We start from the raw sequence: 16,152 nt of genomic DNA, 5'->3' as shown, positions 1-16,152 counted from the left end.
AAACGATTAGGGTTTAAAACGCCTATGCAGGCGTTCTATAATATTAATTAGTGTTGCACTTGGTGTGTTAATCTAAGGAATTTAAAATTCTAATTGTTTTAACTGAAATTTTAAAAAATAAGTAAACCAATACCTTAGAAAAATAAGTTGAGAGTGGGGTATATACCCATAAAGTTGTATTGCTATCTGCAATAAAAAAAGACTTCAGGATTGCCCTAAAGTCTTTTTTATTATAATCAATAATTTAGCTAGAACTATTCTCTCAATTTAATCACTTCACCAACCGCTTGTTTGGATATTTCACTCTTACTAAATGGCAGACGAATCCACTCTTTATCTGAATAACGGCGCGTCTGATCACGATGATAAGGGCGCGTTGTATCTCCTGCTTGTGAGTAGGCAAGTAACGCTTCTACGACAGGACCTTTACTATCAAAGGTCACTGACTGCATATAGGTTGGGCCATTATTAATAATATAATTACCAGCCTCATTGACTCCTGCACCTCGGGCAACGTTAAAGATACCTTCGCTACCATAACCACCATGCATAGGAATGTGCTGGTTGTTCTTGCCAGCATCTAGCACATATTGCAGCTCACCTAAGCTTGCATCAAGTGCAATGCCTTTATTTTGGAAGTAGGCAATCGCATCGCCTAAAGCTTGGCGAGTCTGTACGGTGATTTTTAGCTCGCGCGGTGTATTGATGGGGTCGGCTTCGTTAAAAGGGACTTTAAATGAATCATTTGTATATTCACTAAAACCTGCCTTGTTCCAAAACTCTCTAAACACATGCGCGCCTCGGCTGTTGGTATTATTGCGACGATCCCAATTATTCAAGATGCTTCGATACCGTATGGCTCCAAGCGACGTCTTTATTAAAGCCAATGTTGGGGAAAGGTTGGCCTTGCTGTCCTGCTCCCATGACGTCAAGCTTGCCTGGCAGTGTTAAATGAAATTCATAAAAGCGCTGTAAACCATCCCAAGGCTCATGAGGATTGCCATAAAGGATACCACTTTTGGTGCCTGTAACTTCGCTACCAAAGGCATAGGCGTTACTGCCGCCATCCGTTACATTGATGGTTGTCATATCAAAATCAAAGCCTGAGGACAAATCCGCGGCCGACTCTGGCGATAAGTCGTTCTCTGGCTCTATAGAAAGCGTACGCATTCGAGAGCTACCCATGATGCCTTTTTCGACGGTAGGCGCCGCAGTGGCAATAGGCGTGACAAAGTTTGATAGACCACCGCGTAGATTGGCCTTGCCATAAAGCGCTAGCAAATCATCAGTCGTGATTTCGCGAACCCATTCAGCGCCTGCACAGGCAGGGTCTTCAATATTTTTGACCCCTTTGTCACGCAAATAGCGGCTATAACCGGCGGCATAACCAGCTACTGCATCTAAAACCTCGGGCTCTTGCGCGTCCAAAAACTGTTTACGCTTAGCGTCTGAATTATACCAGGTATAAAAGACATCACTATCGATATCCCCCTTATCGCCTAGATAGCGCATACTCTCACCCTTAGCGATTACAATTTCGCGCGCCAGTGAGCAGATATTGTCTTCGGCAAAAGCATACCCGACGCCATAACCGAGACCTTTATAGTTTTTAGCAGTGATGTGCGGTATGCCAAACTCAGTGCGCTGGATATCCGCCGCATAAGTACTATCGCTAGTATCGTCGTCTATATTGCCGTTAAAATTGTCGTTATCCGAACAGCCAAATAATCCCAACGACACTGCCATTGTTAATAGCGTGAGTGTGCGTACACGCCGATTAAGCACATTAATGCTCATGAGCTTACCCATCCATGGTTAATTACGATTTTATAAAGCGCTAACGAAAATCACCGCCAAGCTTTATGTGTCAATAAATTCCTTTTATTGCCGTGCTTTTATCTGTCTTATTTTCTATTTTTTTGAATGAAATAACGAATAAGAAAAATTAAAAACATTTATCAAACATATAACACTTTTAAATATCTATGCTAGCGAATAAATCACAGAATTTAGGCGCTGATGTTTTTTTAGAGTTAGTCAAAAACTAGCTTTCTTTATTGAAAAATAGGCTAGAAATAATAAGGTTTAAACAGGTTGATAAAAATAGAACACGACATTTGCGCGCTGATTCATAATGCTCTATTATTGATTAGTCTTTATAGTAGGAAACGCTGATGTCGTTCGCCCAAGTCTATACGCGTTCAGTCGTCGGACTGCACGCCCCGCAAGTCATTATCGAGGTGCATTTATCACAAGGCTTGCCAGCGCTAACCATTGTCGGCCTGCCTGCCGCTGCGGTACGTGAAAGTAAAGATAGGGTGCGCTCCGCCATCATTAATTCGGGCTTTCAGTTCCCTAATCGGCGTTTGACGATTAATCTAGCACCGGCAGACTTGCCAAAAGATGGTGCAAGATTAGATTTGCCAATTGCGATCGGGATTTTAGCTGCCAGTGGGCAGCTTGAGCCAGAAACGTTATCAGGTTTTGAGTTTATCGGCGAGCTTGCACTCAATGGCGAGTTGCGGCAAGTGAGCGGTAGCTTGGCAGTTGCTCGAGCGATGAAAGCAGAGTCGCTAGTGGTAAATTCTACAAAACCTTCTACAAAAACTGATGAACAAGAATCGCGCCAGTTACGGCAATTAATTGTACCTTGTGACAATGGAGCAGAGGCAAGCCGTGTCGAGGGGGTGACGATATTAGCGGCGCAAAACTTAAAGGCAGTCTGTAGCCATTTGCAGTCGCTTGCAGATTTTAGCTTGATAGATGAGCGCTTAGAAGTCGTGCAACCAAACGCTGCGCAGAGTAAAGTTGCTTACAAAGTAGATTTGGCAGATGTCAAAGGTCAACATCATGCTAGGCGGGCGTTAGAAATTGCCGCTGCTGGTGGTCATTCGATACTGTTTACTGGACCGCCGGGTTCGGGCAAGACGTTGATGGCATCACGGCTACCAACTATCTTGCCAGACTTGAGTGATGAAGATGCATTAGAGGTTGCTAGCACCTATTCAGTGGCAGATAGCGACTATGATTATGGTACGCGGCCATTTCGCCAAGTCCATCACACCATATCTGCAGTGGCGTTGGTTGGTGGTGGTTCTCGTCCCAAACCTGGCGAGATCACCCTTGCTAACAAGGGAATTTTATTTTTAGACGAGTTACCAGAGTTCGACCGTACGGTTTTAGAAGTATTGCGTCAGCCGTTAGAGGCCAAGCAAATCACCATTAGTCGTGCCAACTCGCAGCTTACTTTCCCCGCAAACTTTCAACTGGTAGCAGCGATGAACCCGTGTCCGTGCGGCTATGATGGTGATGGCTCAGGCCGATGTCGCTGTCGACCTGAGCAGATTAAGCGCTATCAAGATAAATTATCTGGGCCGTTACTTGACCGAATTGATTTGCATATTACCGTGCCAGCGCTACCGATCGCTGATTTACAAAATGCGCAGGCTGGCGAAACCTCTGAGCAAGTGCGAACGCGAGTCGCTGCCGCCCATCAGCAACAATTAGAACGGCAAAAAAAGGTTAATAATGAGCTGAGTCCCAGCGAGATTGATAAGTATATTCATTTAGGCGCGGGCGAGCAGCAATTATTACAGCTTGCTCAGCAGCGTCTAAATCTATCTGCTCGCGGTTATCATCGAGTATTACGTGTCGCGCGCACCATTGCTGATTTGGCAGATAGCGAAGGCATCACCAGCGCCCATGTCTCTGAGGCGCTAAGCTATCGTAGCAAGTGATTTATTATTAAGTAAAAACACCTTAGGCATTCCTTTGCCCAAGGTGTTTTTAATAGCGATTAAAATTTATCGGTAATGGCACCTTCTGAGGCACTGCCAACGGTTTTGGCATATTTAGCCAGTACGCCGCGCTTTATATTTGGCTCTGGAGCGATCCACCTGCTTAAACGCTTTTGAATATCTGCTTCGCTGATGTTTAAATTGATTTCATTATTATCGGCATCAATGGTGATGGTGTCGCCGTTTTCAATAATCGCAATCGGGCCACCAACCATAGCTTCAGGGGTGATGTGCCCGACGACAAAGCCATGGCTACCGCCAGAGAAGCGGCCATCAGTAATCAGCGCCACATCATTGCCCAATCCGCGACCCATAATGGCAGAAGTCGGCGACAGCATTTCACGCATACCAGGGCCGCCTTTAGGACCTTCGTAACGAATAACAACCACGTCACCCGCCACCACAGTGCCATCTAAAATAGCGCTCATGGAATCTTCTTCGGAGTTAAACACCCGTGCTATGCCCGTAAACTGCGTACCTTCTTGACCACTGATTTTTGCCACCGCACCGGTTGGTGCAATGTTGCCGCGTAATATGCGTAAGTGGCTGTCAGCTTTAATGGGATTGTCGAACGGCCTGATAATATCTTGGTCCTCAGGGTAATCTTTTACGTTAGCCAAGTTTTGAGCGATGGTGTTGCCATTAACGGTTAAGCAATCACCATGCAGTAACCCTTTTGCCAATAAACGTTTCATTAATGGGGCGATGCCACCAATCTCGATAAGCTCTGACATGAGGTAACGGCCTGACGGGCGTAAATCGGCCAACACAGGAACGCGTTTTCCTATTTCAGTAAAGTCATCAATATTTAGCTCTACACCGATGGCATCGGCCATAGCGAGCAGATGCAGAACCGCGTTGGTTGAGCCGCCTAATACAATCACCATAGTAATGGCGTTTTCAAAGGCTTTGCGCGTCATAATGTCGCTAGGCTTAATGTCATTATCAAGGAGCCACTGAATTGCTTCACCGGCTTTTCGGCAATCTTCTCGTTTTTCAGGAGAGACAGCTTCTTGAGCCGAGCTGCCCGGTAGGCTCATACCAAGCGCTTCAATGGCTGATGCCATGGTATTGGCAGTATACATGCCGCCGCAAGAACCAGGGCCAGGGATAGCCGTTCTTTCAACTTCTAAGACTTCTTCTTTGCTCATATCGCCGCGCGCATTGGCACCGACGGCTTCGAAGACAGAAACGATATCGGTGTGGTTTTTGCCCGGCTGAATGGTGCCGCCATAAATAAATAGCGAAGGACGGTTTAAGCGCGCCATGGCAATAAGGCAACCCGGCATGTTTTTATCGCAGCCACCGATAGCAATGATCGCGTCGTGACCTTGGCAACCTGATACGGTTTCAATAGAATCGGCGATCACTTCACGCGATACCAGTGAGTATTTCATACCTTGGTAACCGTTCGCGATACCGTCAGAGATGGTAATGGTATTAAAGATAATGGGTTTACCATGAGCAAAATAAACACCTTTGGCCACTTCATCCGCTAAGCCATTAATGTGAATATTACAAGGTGTCACTTGGCTCCAAGTCGAGGCAATGCCCACTTGCGGTCTTTTAAAATCTTCATCGGTAAAACCGACAGCACGCAGCATAGAGCGTGCTGGGGCCTTTTGAATACCATCGACCAAAATAGAAGAATGTTTTCTGTTGGTATTGTCTTTTTTAGTCATTCTTTGTCTCCAATAGCGTACGGTTTATTGGCTTATTTCAGCGTAAATACAGGCTAATCACAGTTTGCTGATGTATATATTAAAAGTGCTTGTTTTTTTGACTATCCCAAATACGCCCTAATCTTTTAAAAGATAGTCAACCAATGCAGCAAACTCATCAAACGCAAAGTTTGGCTTACTATCACGAATATCGACACCATAATTATAACCATATGAGAGCCCAATGGTATCCACGCCCGCATTTTTTCCCGCTAAAATATCATTGATCGAATCACCAATCATAAAAGCGTCAATAGGCGCAAACCCAAGCGACTCGCAAACATGTAATAACGGCGCGGGATCTGGCTTTTTAGCCGGTAAGCTATCGCCGCCAATCACTTCGCTAAACAGCGGCGTCCAGCCCATATGGTCTAGTATTTTGGGGACAAAACGAATTGGCTTATTGGTCACCAGTGCCAAGGTATAGCCCGCGTTTTTAAGCTGATGCAAGCCGTCGCTCACATCAGGATAAGCCGTGGTTTTTTGACAATCAAGGGCGCCATAAGCGGCAAAAAAGATACGAAGCGCTTCCTCTACCGCATCGTTGTCTAAGCTGTCATCAACAATCACCTGACCTAATAGCGCTCGCTCAACCAATACACGCGCGCCATTACCAATCCAACCTTTAATGGTATCAAGAGCGAAAGGAGATCGACCTAGTTGCTCAAGCATTAGATTGGTGGCATCCGCCAAATCAGGAACGCTATCGATCAGCGTACCATCAAAATCAAAGATGAGAAGCGGTTTTTGTTGTGAAGTAAGTTGCGGTGTAATGGGCGCTGGGGCAAGGTTATTGGACATCATAAAAGCTCTTATTATTAATTTAGGATAAAGCGTAGCACAATCAAGCGCCTGAGGTCATTGTGATTCATGGTTGTCATTTTTATAACCGGTTATTTGAAGTCTTTATAGCGTGCGCGATATTCGGATTTCATTCTAAGATAGTCTGCGTTTTCGCGGCATTTATCCCAAGTTTGCTTAAAAATACGCGCTGATTCTGCTTTGATAGGGTCTTCAACAGCACGCCTTGCTCACCGCGACCGACGCGATATAGCTCAGGGTGCGCGCGCAAGTCTAGGTTTTTATAATCCAAGTCATAATCAAACTCTCTCATAGTTTTACCCTTTTACTTTGCATCCATCGTTTTAGTATAGAGAGAGTTTATCCTTTAAAAACAGCTTAAAAGTGTTATGAATTAGTGCGATTATCAGGATAGTAGATATTAAATAAAGTGTGTTGCCGTTTATCTATCCGCAAAGCTGATAAAATTTTTTTGCTTGCTGTGCCTACGCAGACAGAGGCTGCAAAAATTTCCATCAGCTTCGCTATAGAGTTTTTAAAGTGAAATCACTATATGGTTGATAGGTGCTGCTATGATTTTTATTAAATTTTAACCATAAAAAAAGCCCCAAACATTACTGTTTGGGGCTTTTTGGAATGCTTAAACGAATGGTGGCTCGAGGCAGGTTCGAACTGCCGACACACGGATTTTCAATCCGTTGCTCTACCGACTGAGCTATCGAGCCGTCTTCGTTGAGGCGCTATTAAACTAAATATAGGCGTTACTGTCAAGTGGTTTTTGCATAATAAGTGAGAAAAGCCCATAAATAATCGAATATCAGCCAAAACTAAGCTTTTAACCTCGTATTTAGTCCTTAACGCGCAGGAGCTCATACTCGCTCATAATACGGTGAATATCGGCATCGACTGGCACGAACTCGCGCACGCCTTTTTTCACTTCGGCATCATAAACCAGTTTGATAAATTTCGCATCGATAGCGCGCCCACGATTTTGGCTATGAACAGTAAGATATTGCAAGCGCTTGGCATCGGTTTGCCCGTCATCAAAGCAAGCAACCGCGGCGATAGGCTTATCATTAAACATGCCAACATACAAAGTCTGACCACGCTTAAAACCTTGCTCAACGAGGTTTAATACCTCTGCGCCACTTGGCTGATTGTCATCGCTGTCATATAAGGCATGCAGACGCTCTGATAACTCGTTCTCGCGGGCAGGGTTTTTAATTAGGGGCGCATCTAAGCTATTGATGGCGATCGCTTCTAAAGGCATAATCGGTTCCTATAAGTGTTTACCGCGTCGTAACATCGAATGTAGCGTTGAGGGATCAGCGCGGGTGATGATTGATAATACTGAACGCACTATTTTAGCAGAATAGGGCGATTTTGTGCGTGGATTACTGCTTGGTCGTGGCAGTAAATGCTAGGGTTTGCTATGATGAAGATAGACAAGGGTTTATACGCCAAAAACCCAATATTCTACCTTTTTAAATAAGCTTTTTAGTAAACATTGACCTCACTTTCAGCTTAACTTTTATATTTCTTAGACGCTAGTAAGAATGCTTTGGGCGCTTTTTCGCCCTATTTTATTGACCGCTTTTCATTTATAGAGAGTAGCCATGACAGCCAATTCTACCGAACAAAATCAAAATTCTGCTCAAAATCTTTTTGGTCATGCCGCACGTACGGCGACCGTTACGCGTAATACTGCTGAAACGCAAGTCACTTGTACGGTAAACCTTGATGGTACCGGTCAAGGCACTGTCGATACTGGCGTACCATTTCTAGACCATATGATTGACCAAATCAAGCGTCATGGTCTGTTTGACTTAGATATCAAATGTACTGGCGATACCTTTATCGATGATCACCACAGTGTTGAAGATACGGGTATCACGCTTGGACAAGCGTTCAATAAAGCATTGGGCGATAAAAAAGGCATTCGTCGTTACGGGCATTTTTATGCGCCACTCGATGAGTCACTGACGCGCGCGGTGGTTGATTTGTCTGGTCGTCCAGGACTTCATATGGACATTCCGTTTACCCGCTCGCATGTTGGTAACTTCGATGTCGATTTGTTTAGCGAATTTTTCTACGGCTTCGTCAATCATTCATGGATGACGGTGCATTTAGATAACCTCAAAGGTAAAAACAGCCATCACCAAATCGAGTCAACCTTTAAAGCGTTTGCTCGTGCGCTACGTATGGCTTGCGAATATGATGAGCGTGCGCTGAATACCTTGCCATCGACCAAAGAGGCTTTTTAGATGAGTAGAGCCACAAAGGTTGCACTATTAGATTATGGCATGGGTAATCTGCACTCGGCCAGCAAGGCGTTAGCAGCGGTCGGGGCAGAGGTTTCTATTACCAATGACCCAAAAGTGGTCGCGGCGGCTGATAAGATTTTCTTCCCCGGTGTCGGTGCGATGCGCGATTGTATCGCTGGCATGCATGAGGCAGGGATTGATGAGGTCATACGTCAAGCAGTATTCAATAAGCCTGTTATGGCCATCTGTGTGGGCATGCAGGCGTTGTTTGAGCAGTCCGCTGAGAATGGTGGTACAACATGCTTGGGCATCCTAGATGGCAGCGTAGAAGCGTTTGACCCTACTTGGAAAGATGAGCAGGGGGTTACCATTAAGGTGCCGCACATGGGCTGGAATACCATCAGCGGCATGGATTTTGCTCATCCGCTGTGGAATGGCATCGAAGACAATGCGCATTTTTACTTTGTACATAGCTATTACTGCGCGCCTAGCGACGATGCACAAGTGGCGGCCGTTTGTGATTACGGTCAGCCGTTTTGTGCCAGTATTTTGCAAGATAATTTATTTGCGACCCAGTTCCATCCAGAAAAAAGCCACACCGCGGGTCTGCAGCTATTAAAAAATTTTGTCGATTGGGATATTTAACAACTATACTTTAAATATTTCTTCAATAAGAAGGTAGATTAGCAAATGCTTAATCTACCTTTTTTATTCTCAATGTATAATTGGCTGTTTTTCATTTATACTCAGTTACTTTTTACCTCTTTTACGCGGAATAAAATCGTGGACTTTTATCTCTTTAAAAACGGTGTCGTCGATGCTACTGGCTTAGACAAAGACGCCTTGCATATTTATGTGGGCATTGGCGTCTACCTATTAAGTTTACTTTTGCTGCGTCCAATTTTTAAAAAATACAGCGTTAGAGCCTTTGTCGCTTTGATTTTGGTGACCGCCATTGCTCTACTGGGTGAGTATTTGGACAATCGCCAGACGCTTACCGAATTGGGTGTGGCAGGGTTAAAAGCGGCAGAAATCAAAGCCAGTATCCATGATGTCGTGAATACCTGTCTGCTGTCTTACATAATCTACGGCTTGACCGTATGGACAAAGACGTTTCAATCAATCAATACCGTCAAGCCTATGATTAAACGGCAGAAAAAAATGGACTATCGCTAAGTCCGTTTTTTATTGTTTATAAGCTCATTGCTTTGCGCTTTTTACTCTGTTACTTTTTTAAAGCGCCAAATTTAAGCAACTCACCATTTACAAAGCTTACGAAAGTCAAAAAACTCTGGTCTATTTAATGTGTTATGAGTTTGCTACCTTACAATCAGAAAGGTAGCGACAGGCAATTATTCTATCTTTTCTAATTATCAATCTAATATAAGCAATAATAAAATAGGAAAAGTTATGAATATCTCAGACCTTAATATCAGTGAAATAGTAGACAAAGCCAAAGACACCTTAGGTTTAGAGCCGCAAGAAGCCGAAGATGGCGCTTATACCCCTTCTAAAGCTTCGCTTAGATTGGCAGCGCCTAACAAAACCAACTACGATCATAGCGAGTACGAAGCGCCATATCGGGGCAACAAAAAAATCCTGATGGTCTGCACCGAGCGGCAGTACATGACCATGGCAAATGATAAGAAGTTTAAGACTGGCAATCATCCGGTTGAGATGATGGTGCCGTTGCTGCATTTTAAAAAAGCAGGGTTTACGGTAGATGTTTTTACCCCAACCGGGGAGTCTGTCAAAGTCGAGCAGTGGGCAATGCCAGAGGACGATGATGACGTCAAAAAAATCTACGCGGAATATGAGTCCAAGCTTAACAGTCCAAAAAGTATCGCCGATTTTGTCAAAAATGATATGGCAAATAGCGAGGATTACGCAGCAATCTTTATCCCCGGTGGGCATGGGGCAATGCTGGGCTTGCCTGGAGATTATAACCTTGGCGAGTTGCTACGTTGGGGTTATGACAAGGATTTATTTACCTTAGCGATTTGTCATGGACCAGCGGCTTTATTGGCGGCCAATTTAGCAAGTCCTGATCGCTCTGATAAACCTGATAGCGCTGACAATACTAATAGCGCCGATAAAGATGATAACGCCAATCGCGACTTTATTTTTAAAGGTTATGAGATGGTAGCGTTCCCGACAGCTATGGACAAGCAAATGCCAAAAATTGGTTATTTACCCGGTACGATGCCGTGGTACTTTGGCGAAAAGCTAGAACAGTTGGGCGTTACGATTACCAACAAACTGGCGACAGGACATACCCATCAAGACAGAAAGCTGATCTCAGGCGATGGACCCTTGGCGGCCAATGACTTTGGTAAAATGAGTGCTGAAGCTTTGTTAAAAACGCTGCGCTAAACCGTTTGGATTCGGTGATAGCACAAAAAAAACGGACTATTAATAAGTCCGTTTTTTTGTTTTTATGATTCAATATTTTTTTAATAAAAGATTTAGTCTTTCTGACTGTTAGCCTTATCATAAAGCTCACGCACCACTTCACCAATCACTCGAATACCATCAATCAGCGTTTGCTCATCGGCTGCAATACTCATACGAATACACTCATGGGCATGTTTATAATTACTCACATCGACACCGGGGAAGAAATACTCACTCGGTACGATAATCGTGCCTTTGTCTTTGAGAATTTCATACAGCTCAGTGGTGCTAATCGGCAAGTCTTTAAACCACAGCCACAAAAATATCGCGCCCTCAGGCTTATGAATCATTAACGGATAATCACCCAGCGCTTCTTTTAACAGCTTGACCGCTAATGTCGCTTGCTGTTGATAAAAGGGTTTAATTTCATTATCCGCCAACTGCTTGATACGGTCATCGTTCACCAATGGCGTCGCAATCGCTGCGCCAAAACGTGTCGGAGCCAAATTGACCACCGCATTCATCGCGCTGACCGCTTCGATGACTTTCGCATCGGCAACGATAATGCCGGTACGCATTCCGGGCAGACCAATTTTAGACAGGCTAAAGCATAAAATCGTATTATTATCCCAGTTCAAATGCGCGTCAGAATAGATGATATTCGGGAAGGGCATACCGTAGGCATTATCGATGATTAGCGGTATATCATAACGTTTGGCAAGCTCGGATAAATGCGCCATTTCCTCATCAGTCAACACATTGCCGGTTGGATTGGTCGGACGCGAACAGCAAATCGCGCCAATTCGACCTTCCTTCAATGCTGGCAGGTTCTCTAACGCGTCAAAATCGACACGATATTTAAAGAAACCTGCTTCGCCATCATGAGTGACTTCATCGATATGCGGCAATACGGCTGCGAAATGCTGACCTTCAACATGCACATCACTATAGCCAATATACTCAGGCGTTAATGGCAGTAGAATAGATTTATCTACCGATTGATTTTCGCCATCATTAAATGCGCCGCCAAATAAATTAAACAAATAGAAAAAAGCATTCTGCGAACCATTGGTCAAAGCGATATTTTCTGCGCTCAAATTCCAATCATAATGACGATTAAAGAAGCCAACCAAGGCACCGATAAAGCCTGCATCCCCCTGCGGATTGGAGTAATTTGCCATACTAATAATCGCGCTACTATTCGCCTCACCGGTATCGTTATCATTACCAAGGGCCTTATAAGTCTCTAAAAATAGCTCATTGACGGCATCAATCTTGGCAGGATTACCACCGCCCAGCATATTGATCGGCTGATCGCTTTTTAGCGCATCGCCCAAGTCATCCATGAGTTGTGAGATGCCAGTTGGCTGGGTAAATTTTTGACCGAACTTTGAGAATTTCATAAGGCTACCATGCTGTTTTTAAGGAGGTTATAAGGTGTTATTTAATCGATAAAGTGGGGCTAGTATAGCAAATGAGGGCTATAAAATAAGCAAAGTGCATGGTTGATACTGACTTATATGTCTATATAGGTTGTGAAGCAAAAAAACGCCTTCTAGGTGAGTAGAAAGCATTTAGGTTAAGTTGAGTACGTACGGCAACAGGTGACGTATTAGATATACATATTCTTGCTTGCCAGCACCAACATGTTCATAATAAAAAATATGAAGTTATTTTTAAAACACTTAGAAAAGTTGGTGGTGTTCTAAAAAGTATGCTGACATCAGACATAGCCATAATTGATATAAAAGAACACCAGATCGAATACTTTAAAGTGATTATCAAGCTTTTTTGAGAAGCAACAAGTCTTTCTAACCGATCGTTTTAGTCGGTGTCTAAGACGGCAGTTATTGCCTTCAATACCTATCGTATGCTGTTTGCCAACTTGTTTGTTATCTGGTTTAAAGGCCGTTATGAAACTGTCCCAATTGTCCATACTGATTGAGCCATAGCTGACTTTGAGCTGCTTTAGACGCGCTCTTAGTTTCTGAGCCGTTTTTAAGTCGCGTTTGCCCCAGACATAAGCGACAATCTCATTGGTAGCACGGTCATAAGCGTAGATGAGCCAGACTTTACGCTTCTTGCGATACACGTAAGTCCAGAACTCATCAACCTCTAAGCGTTCATAGTAGCGCTTCTTAGGCGCAATCTTATAAACAGATGAGCCTATGGTGCTAAGCACTTTACCAATGCTAACTGAGGCTATAATAGCAATGTCTCTAATGCCACAGCCTCTCACTGTCATTAGCCGTATTTTATCTTCTATTCTAGAGTGACAGCCGTTATAAGTTAGGGCATGATCGCCAATAAACTGGCGTTTGCAGTCCTTACATTGATAGTTCTGCTTGCCATAGCTTTTTATGCCGTGTATCGAAAAACTGGGACTGTGACAGTCGGGGCATATGATATCTATTTGTGTCTTCATAACCTCAAATATATCATCTTGCCTCGGCTGTCACTCTCCTTTATTAACTCAGCATACTTTCTGATACACCACCAATTATTCAAGATTATCTTTTACTTTGAAAGGTTCTGAGAATTGTAGAATTAAGAAATTAACAACTGATAATATAATCGCTATCTCATAACGTCCATAAGCAACAGAGATGCCGATAGCAGCGGTATTCCATAAACTTGCAGCTGTCGCAGTGCCTTTTACCGTATTATCACCTTTAAAAATCGCACCCCCACCGATAAAACCCATACCCGTAATAATAGCGTACATGATTCTCGCTTCGGGTTCTGGTGCATCTCCATGATAGATATCGACAGCTACTAGCATGAAAGCACAGGATGCAATACTGACTAATGGGAAAGTTCTGAGTCCTGCACCCTTATCTTTCATCTCACGATTAAGCGCAATCGGTAGGGAAAGCACGAAAGCAATTGCTAATTGAATTAGGTGATACACCATTAATTTTAAGTTTAAATCAAATTCAAACATGGTTTATTGCACTCTTTAAAATAAGGTTAAACGAACAAGGGTGATTATCGTTATTTTTAATGCGTCGAAGATGACTTATTACTGCGTAATTTACCAATCATGGTAACGATAGCCACGACAATAACACCGACGAATAAACCTACCAACGCATTTAAGAGCATGGTTGTCACACTTTCAAATATGCCAGTTAGGTGCGCTAAGTCTTCCACTTCATGGTGCAAAAAATCAATCCCATGCACTAAGATACCGCCGCCCACTAGAAACATTGCTAATGTCCCAGCAATGGATAAAAACTTCATCAGCTTTGGTGCCGCAGACAATAAAATCCCACCTATTTTCTGCTTTGCACCGTTCGTCTGTTTCATTAGGTAAAGACCTAAATCATCCATTTTGACGATACCCGCTACTAAGCCATAAACGCCTACTGTAATGCCAATAGCAATAATAGACAGCATCACGCTCTTCTCTAAAAGCGTTGCTCCAACTGCTGAGCCGAGTGCAATTACGATAATTTCAGCCGATAGAATAAAGTCGGTGCGCACCGCACCTTTGATTTTGTCCTTTTCAAAAGCAACCAAATCAATCGTCTCATCAGCATTGGCACGTAGACGGGCGATTTGTTCTTCATCGTGAGGTAAGATATGTGGCCAGAACTTATGAATGATTTTTTCAGCACCCTCATAAGCCAAATAGACACCTCCGCACATCAATAAAAACGTGACTAATGGCGGGTAGATGGCACTAATCAGCAACGCTAATGGTACTAATATAAGCTTGTTAACGAATGAGCCTTTGGCAACGGCCCAAACTACTGGCAGCTCACGGTCGGCTTTAACGCCTGAAACTTGCTCAGCATTAAGGGCCAAATCATCACCCAATACTCCTGCAGTTTTTTTAACGGCAACCTTGGTCATGATCGACACATCGTCTAGTATCACACTGATATCATCAAGTAAGGTTAATAAACTGGCTCCTGCCATGTGCGCTCCTTTGCGTCTATTTATATAAATTAGTTGATAGGTTTTTTATTAAAATCTTTCTAATGTTTTTTGGTATCACCGACAATCTTGTCCATCAAAGCAAATAACAGGCCTGACAGCACAAACGTCATATGGATAATCACTTTCCACATCAATCTATCAGCATCACCTTCGCTCATCTCTTTAGGTATATCCATAAATGATTTAAGAAGATCAATCGCAGAAATGGCAACGATGGCACCAATCACTTTGAGTTTTAGCCCAGAGAAATTGATTTTCCCCATCCATTCAGGGCGGTCCTCATGATCTCCGGTATCAATTTTTGAGACAAAAATCTCATAACCACTAAATATGATGATAAGTAATAAACTTGCGACTAATGACATGTCGATAAGCGCCAACGTACCAACGATGACATCGGCTTCAGATGCACTGAACACATGAGTCGTCATATGCCACAGCTCTTGAAAAAACTTAATAAATAATAAAATGATACCGAGCACCAATCCTAAATAGAACGGGGCTAGCAGCCAACGACTATTAAATATGGTTTTTTCTAATCTTTGTTCAGCTTTCTTCAGCATTTGTGTCTCTTGTTGTTGGAAGTATAAATGTTTAAATATAATGTCTATTATTAGGTAATAAAAAGCAATGCATATTAGAAAAAAGGTTATACCAATTGTTTGGTATAACCTGTTATTAACGATATTCTAAGATAATGATTTTTTGCTTTACATTCTCTACACTCTAAGCAGTGAGTTTATCCTGTTGTTTACGGTGTTTCAGTGAAGCCAGCAGGGCCCAACCAATGAAGGCAATACCAATCAAACCTGTGATAAGCTCTGGCACATGGAATTTCACCGACAATAGCATAATGATGGCTAGAGCGCCGATGGCATAATGCGCGCCATGTTCGAGATAGACAAACTCATCAAGCGTGCCTTTATCGACTAAGAAAATAGTCATCGAACGCACGAACATCGCCCCGATTGCTAGACCGAGCATAATCACGATAACGTCATTGGTAATCGCAAAGGCGCCAATCACACCATCGAAACTGAATGAGGCATCAAGGACTTCTAGATATAAAAAGCCGATGATTCCGCCTTTCATAATCGCACTGGTCGCTGCTGCACCTGAGCCAGCTTCAGCGTTTTCTAAGTCTTCTTCAAGGTCGCCTTCTAGCATACCCGAGACCACTTGTACGCCAAGATATACCAAGATACCCCAAACGCCAGCGATTAGGACCGC

17 protein-coding genes, 1 tRNA gene and 1 pseudogene are annotated in these 16,152 nt (G+C 43.4%); 5 read left to right on the top strand and 14 right to left on the bottom strand.

The annotated features are described in order from the left end of the window. Positions 1-254 precede the first annotated feature (254 nt). Both FOR85_RS12845 and FOR85_RS12840 read right to left on the bottom strand, forming a co-directional pair. Positions 255-839 carry a penicillin acylase family protein gene (locus tag FOR85_RS12845; protein WP_223808627.1) on the bottom strand — a complete coding sequence of 195 codons (585 nt, stop codon included), beginning with the start codon at positions 837-839 and terminating at the stop codon, positions 255-257. Then, positions 832-1,797 carry a penicillin acylase family protein gene (locus FOR85_RS12840; RefSeq protein WP_223808626.1) on the bottom strand — a complete coding sequence of 322 codons (966 nt, stop codon included), beginning with the start codon at positions 1,795-1,797 and terminating at the stop codon, positions 832-834. The genes FOR85_RS12845 and FOR85_RS12840 overlap by 8 nt, the downstream gene beginning before the upstream one ends. A gap of 377 nt (positions 1,798-2,174) precedes the next feature. Between FOR85_RS12840 and FOR85_RS11875 the strand changes: the two genes are divergently transcribed. Continuing rightward, positions 2,175-3,737: a YifB family Mg chelatase-like AAA ATPase gene (locus FOR85_RS11875; RefSeq protein ID WP_144298076.1), complete on the top strand. Its 1,563-nt coding sequence runs from the start codon at positions 2,175-2,177 to the stop codon at positions 3,735-3,737. A gap of 59 nt (positions 3,738-3,796) precedes the next feature. On the opposite strand, the gene ilvD is transcribed toward FOR85_RS11875, so the two are convergent. The 6 genes and pseudogenes from ilvD to FOR85_RS11850 all read right to left on the bottom strand — a co-directional run bounded on the left by ilvD (position 3,797) and on the right by FOR85_RS11850 (position 7,589). After that, positions 3,797-5,479 carry a dihydroxy-acid dehydratase gene (gene ilvD / locus FOR85_RS11870; RefSeq protein WP_144298075.1) on the bottom strand — a complete coding sequence of 561 codons (1,683 nt, stop codon included), beginning with the start codon at positions 5,477-5,479 and terminating at the stop codon, positions 3,797-3,799. Positions 5,480-5,596: 117 nt separating this feature from the next. Continuing rightward, the gene (locus FOR85_RS11865; RefSeq protein ID WP_223808629.1) at positions 5,597-6,319 is read right to left on the bottom strand and encodes a phosphoglycolate phosphatase; all 723 of its coding nucleotides are present in this window, start codon (positions 6,317-6,319) and stop codon (positions 5,597-5,599) included. Positions 6,320-6,411: 92 nt separating this feature from the next. Beyond that, complete coding sequence (locus tag FOR85_RS12835; protein ID WP_263390493.1) at positions 6,412-6,504, bottom strand: hypothetical protein; 93 nt, start codon at positions 6,502-6,504, stop codon at positions 6,412-6,414. Positions 6,505-6,533: 29 nt separating this feature from the next. Continuing rightward, a pseudogene (locus tag FOR85_RS12985) lies at positions 6,534-6,632 on the bottom strand (DUF4385 family protein); the annotation flags it as partial. 336 nt (positions 6,633-6,968) lie between these two features. Beyond that, positions 6,969-7,044 (bottom strand) — tRNA-Phe (locus FOR85_RS11855). Positions 7,045-7,166: 122 nt separating this feature from the next. Continuing rightward, positions 7,167-7,589, bottom strand: a complete 423-nt coding sequence (locus FOR85_RS11850) for a hypothetical protein (protein WP_144298073.1) — start codon at positions 7,587-7,589, stop codon at positions 7,167-7,169. 346 nt (positions 7,590-7,935) lie between these two features. On the opposite strand from FOR85_RS11850, the gene hisB reads away from it, so the two are divergent. The 4 genes from hisB to FOR85_RS11830 all read left to right on the top strand — a co-directional run bounded on the left by hisB (position 7,936) and on the right by FOR85_RS11830 (position 10,956). Next, the gene (hisB, locus tag FOR85_RS11845; protein ID WP_068404355.1) at positions 7,936-8,583 is read left to right on the top strand and encodes an imidazoleglycerol-phosphate dehydratase HisB; all 648 of its coding nucleotides are present in this window, start codon (positions 7,936-7,938) and stop codon (positions 8,581-8,583) included. After that, the gene (gene hisH / locus FOR85_RS11840) at positions 8,584-9,228 is read left to right on the top strand and encodes an imidazole glycerol phosphate synthase subunit HisH (RefSeq protein ID WP_144298072.1); all 645 of its coding nucleotides are present in this window, start codon (positions 8,584-8,586) and stop codon (positions 9,226-9,228) included. A 138-nt stretch (positions 9,229-9,366) separates the two neighbouring features. After that, positions 9,367-9,759, top strand: a complete 393-nt coding sequence (locus FOR85_RS11835; protein WP_144298071.1) for a hypothetical protein — start codon at positions 9,367-9,369, stop codon at positions 9,757-9,759. 234 nt (positions 9,760-9,993) lie between these two features. Then, complete coding sequence (locus FOR85_RS11830; RefSeq protein ID WP_144298070.1) at positions 9,994-10,956, top strand: DJ-1/PfpI family protein; 963 nt, start codon at positions 9,994-9,996, stop codon at positions 10,954-10,956. A 92-nt stretch (positions 10,957-11,048) separates the two neighbouring features. On the opposite strand, the gene FOR85_RS11825 is transcribed toward FOR85_RS11830, so the two are convergent. The 6 genes from FOR85_RS11825 to FOR85_RS11800 form a co-directional block, all read right to left on the bottom strand. After that, positions 11,049-12,380, bottom strand: coding sequence for a valine--pyruvate transaminase (locus FOR85_RS11825; RefSeq protein ID WP_144298069.1), 1,332 nt, complete (start codon positions 12,378-12,380; stop codon positions 11,049-11,051). Between the two features lie 320 nt (positions 12,381-12,700). Continuing rightward, positions 12,701-13,402 carry an IS1 family transposase gene (locus FOR85_RS11820; RefSeq protein ID WP_144298068.1) on the bottom strand — a complete coding sequence of 234 codons (702 nt, stop codon included), beginning with the start codon at positions 13,400-13,402 and terminating at the stop codon, positions 12,701-12,703. 75 nt (positions 13,403-13,477) lie between these two features. After that, positions 13,478-13,921, bottom strand: a complete 444-nt coding sequence (locus FOR85_RS11815; protein WP_144298067.1) for an MgtC/SapB family protein — start codon at positions 13,919-13,921, stop codon at positions 13,478-13,480. A gap of 56 nt (positions 13,922-13,977) precedes the next feature. Next, positions 13,978-14,901 carry a DUF808 domain-containing protein gene (locus tag FOR85_RS11810; protein ID WP_144298066.1) on the bottom strand — a complete coding sequence of 308 codons (924 nt, stop codon included), beginning with the start codon at positions 14,899-14,901 and terminating at the stop codon, positions 13,978-13,980. A 59-nt stretch (positions 14,902-14,960) separates the two neighbouring features. After that, on the bottom strand, positions 14,961-15,485 hold the full coding sequence (locus FOR85_RS11805) for a TIGR00645 family protein (RefSeq protein WP_011512374.1): 525 nt from the start codon (positions 15,483-15,485) through the stop codon (positions 14,961-14,963). Between the two features lie 163 nt (positions 15,486-15,648). After that, positions 15,649-16,152: DUF475 domain-containing protein (locus tag FOR85_RS11800; RefSeq protein ID WP_144298065.1), on the bottom strand; the 504-nt coding region annotated here is incomplete at its 5' end.

The organism is Psychrobacter sp. YGAH215, assembly GCF_007280595.1.
Lineage (GTDB): Bacteria > Pseudomonadota > Gammaproteobacteria > Pseudomonadales > Moraxellaceae > Psychrobacter > Psychrobacter faecalis.
Note: the sequence above shows the minus strand (reverse complement) of the source record. Positions and strands in the feature narration are given on the sequence as shown.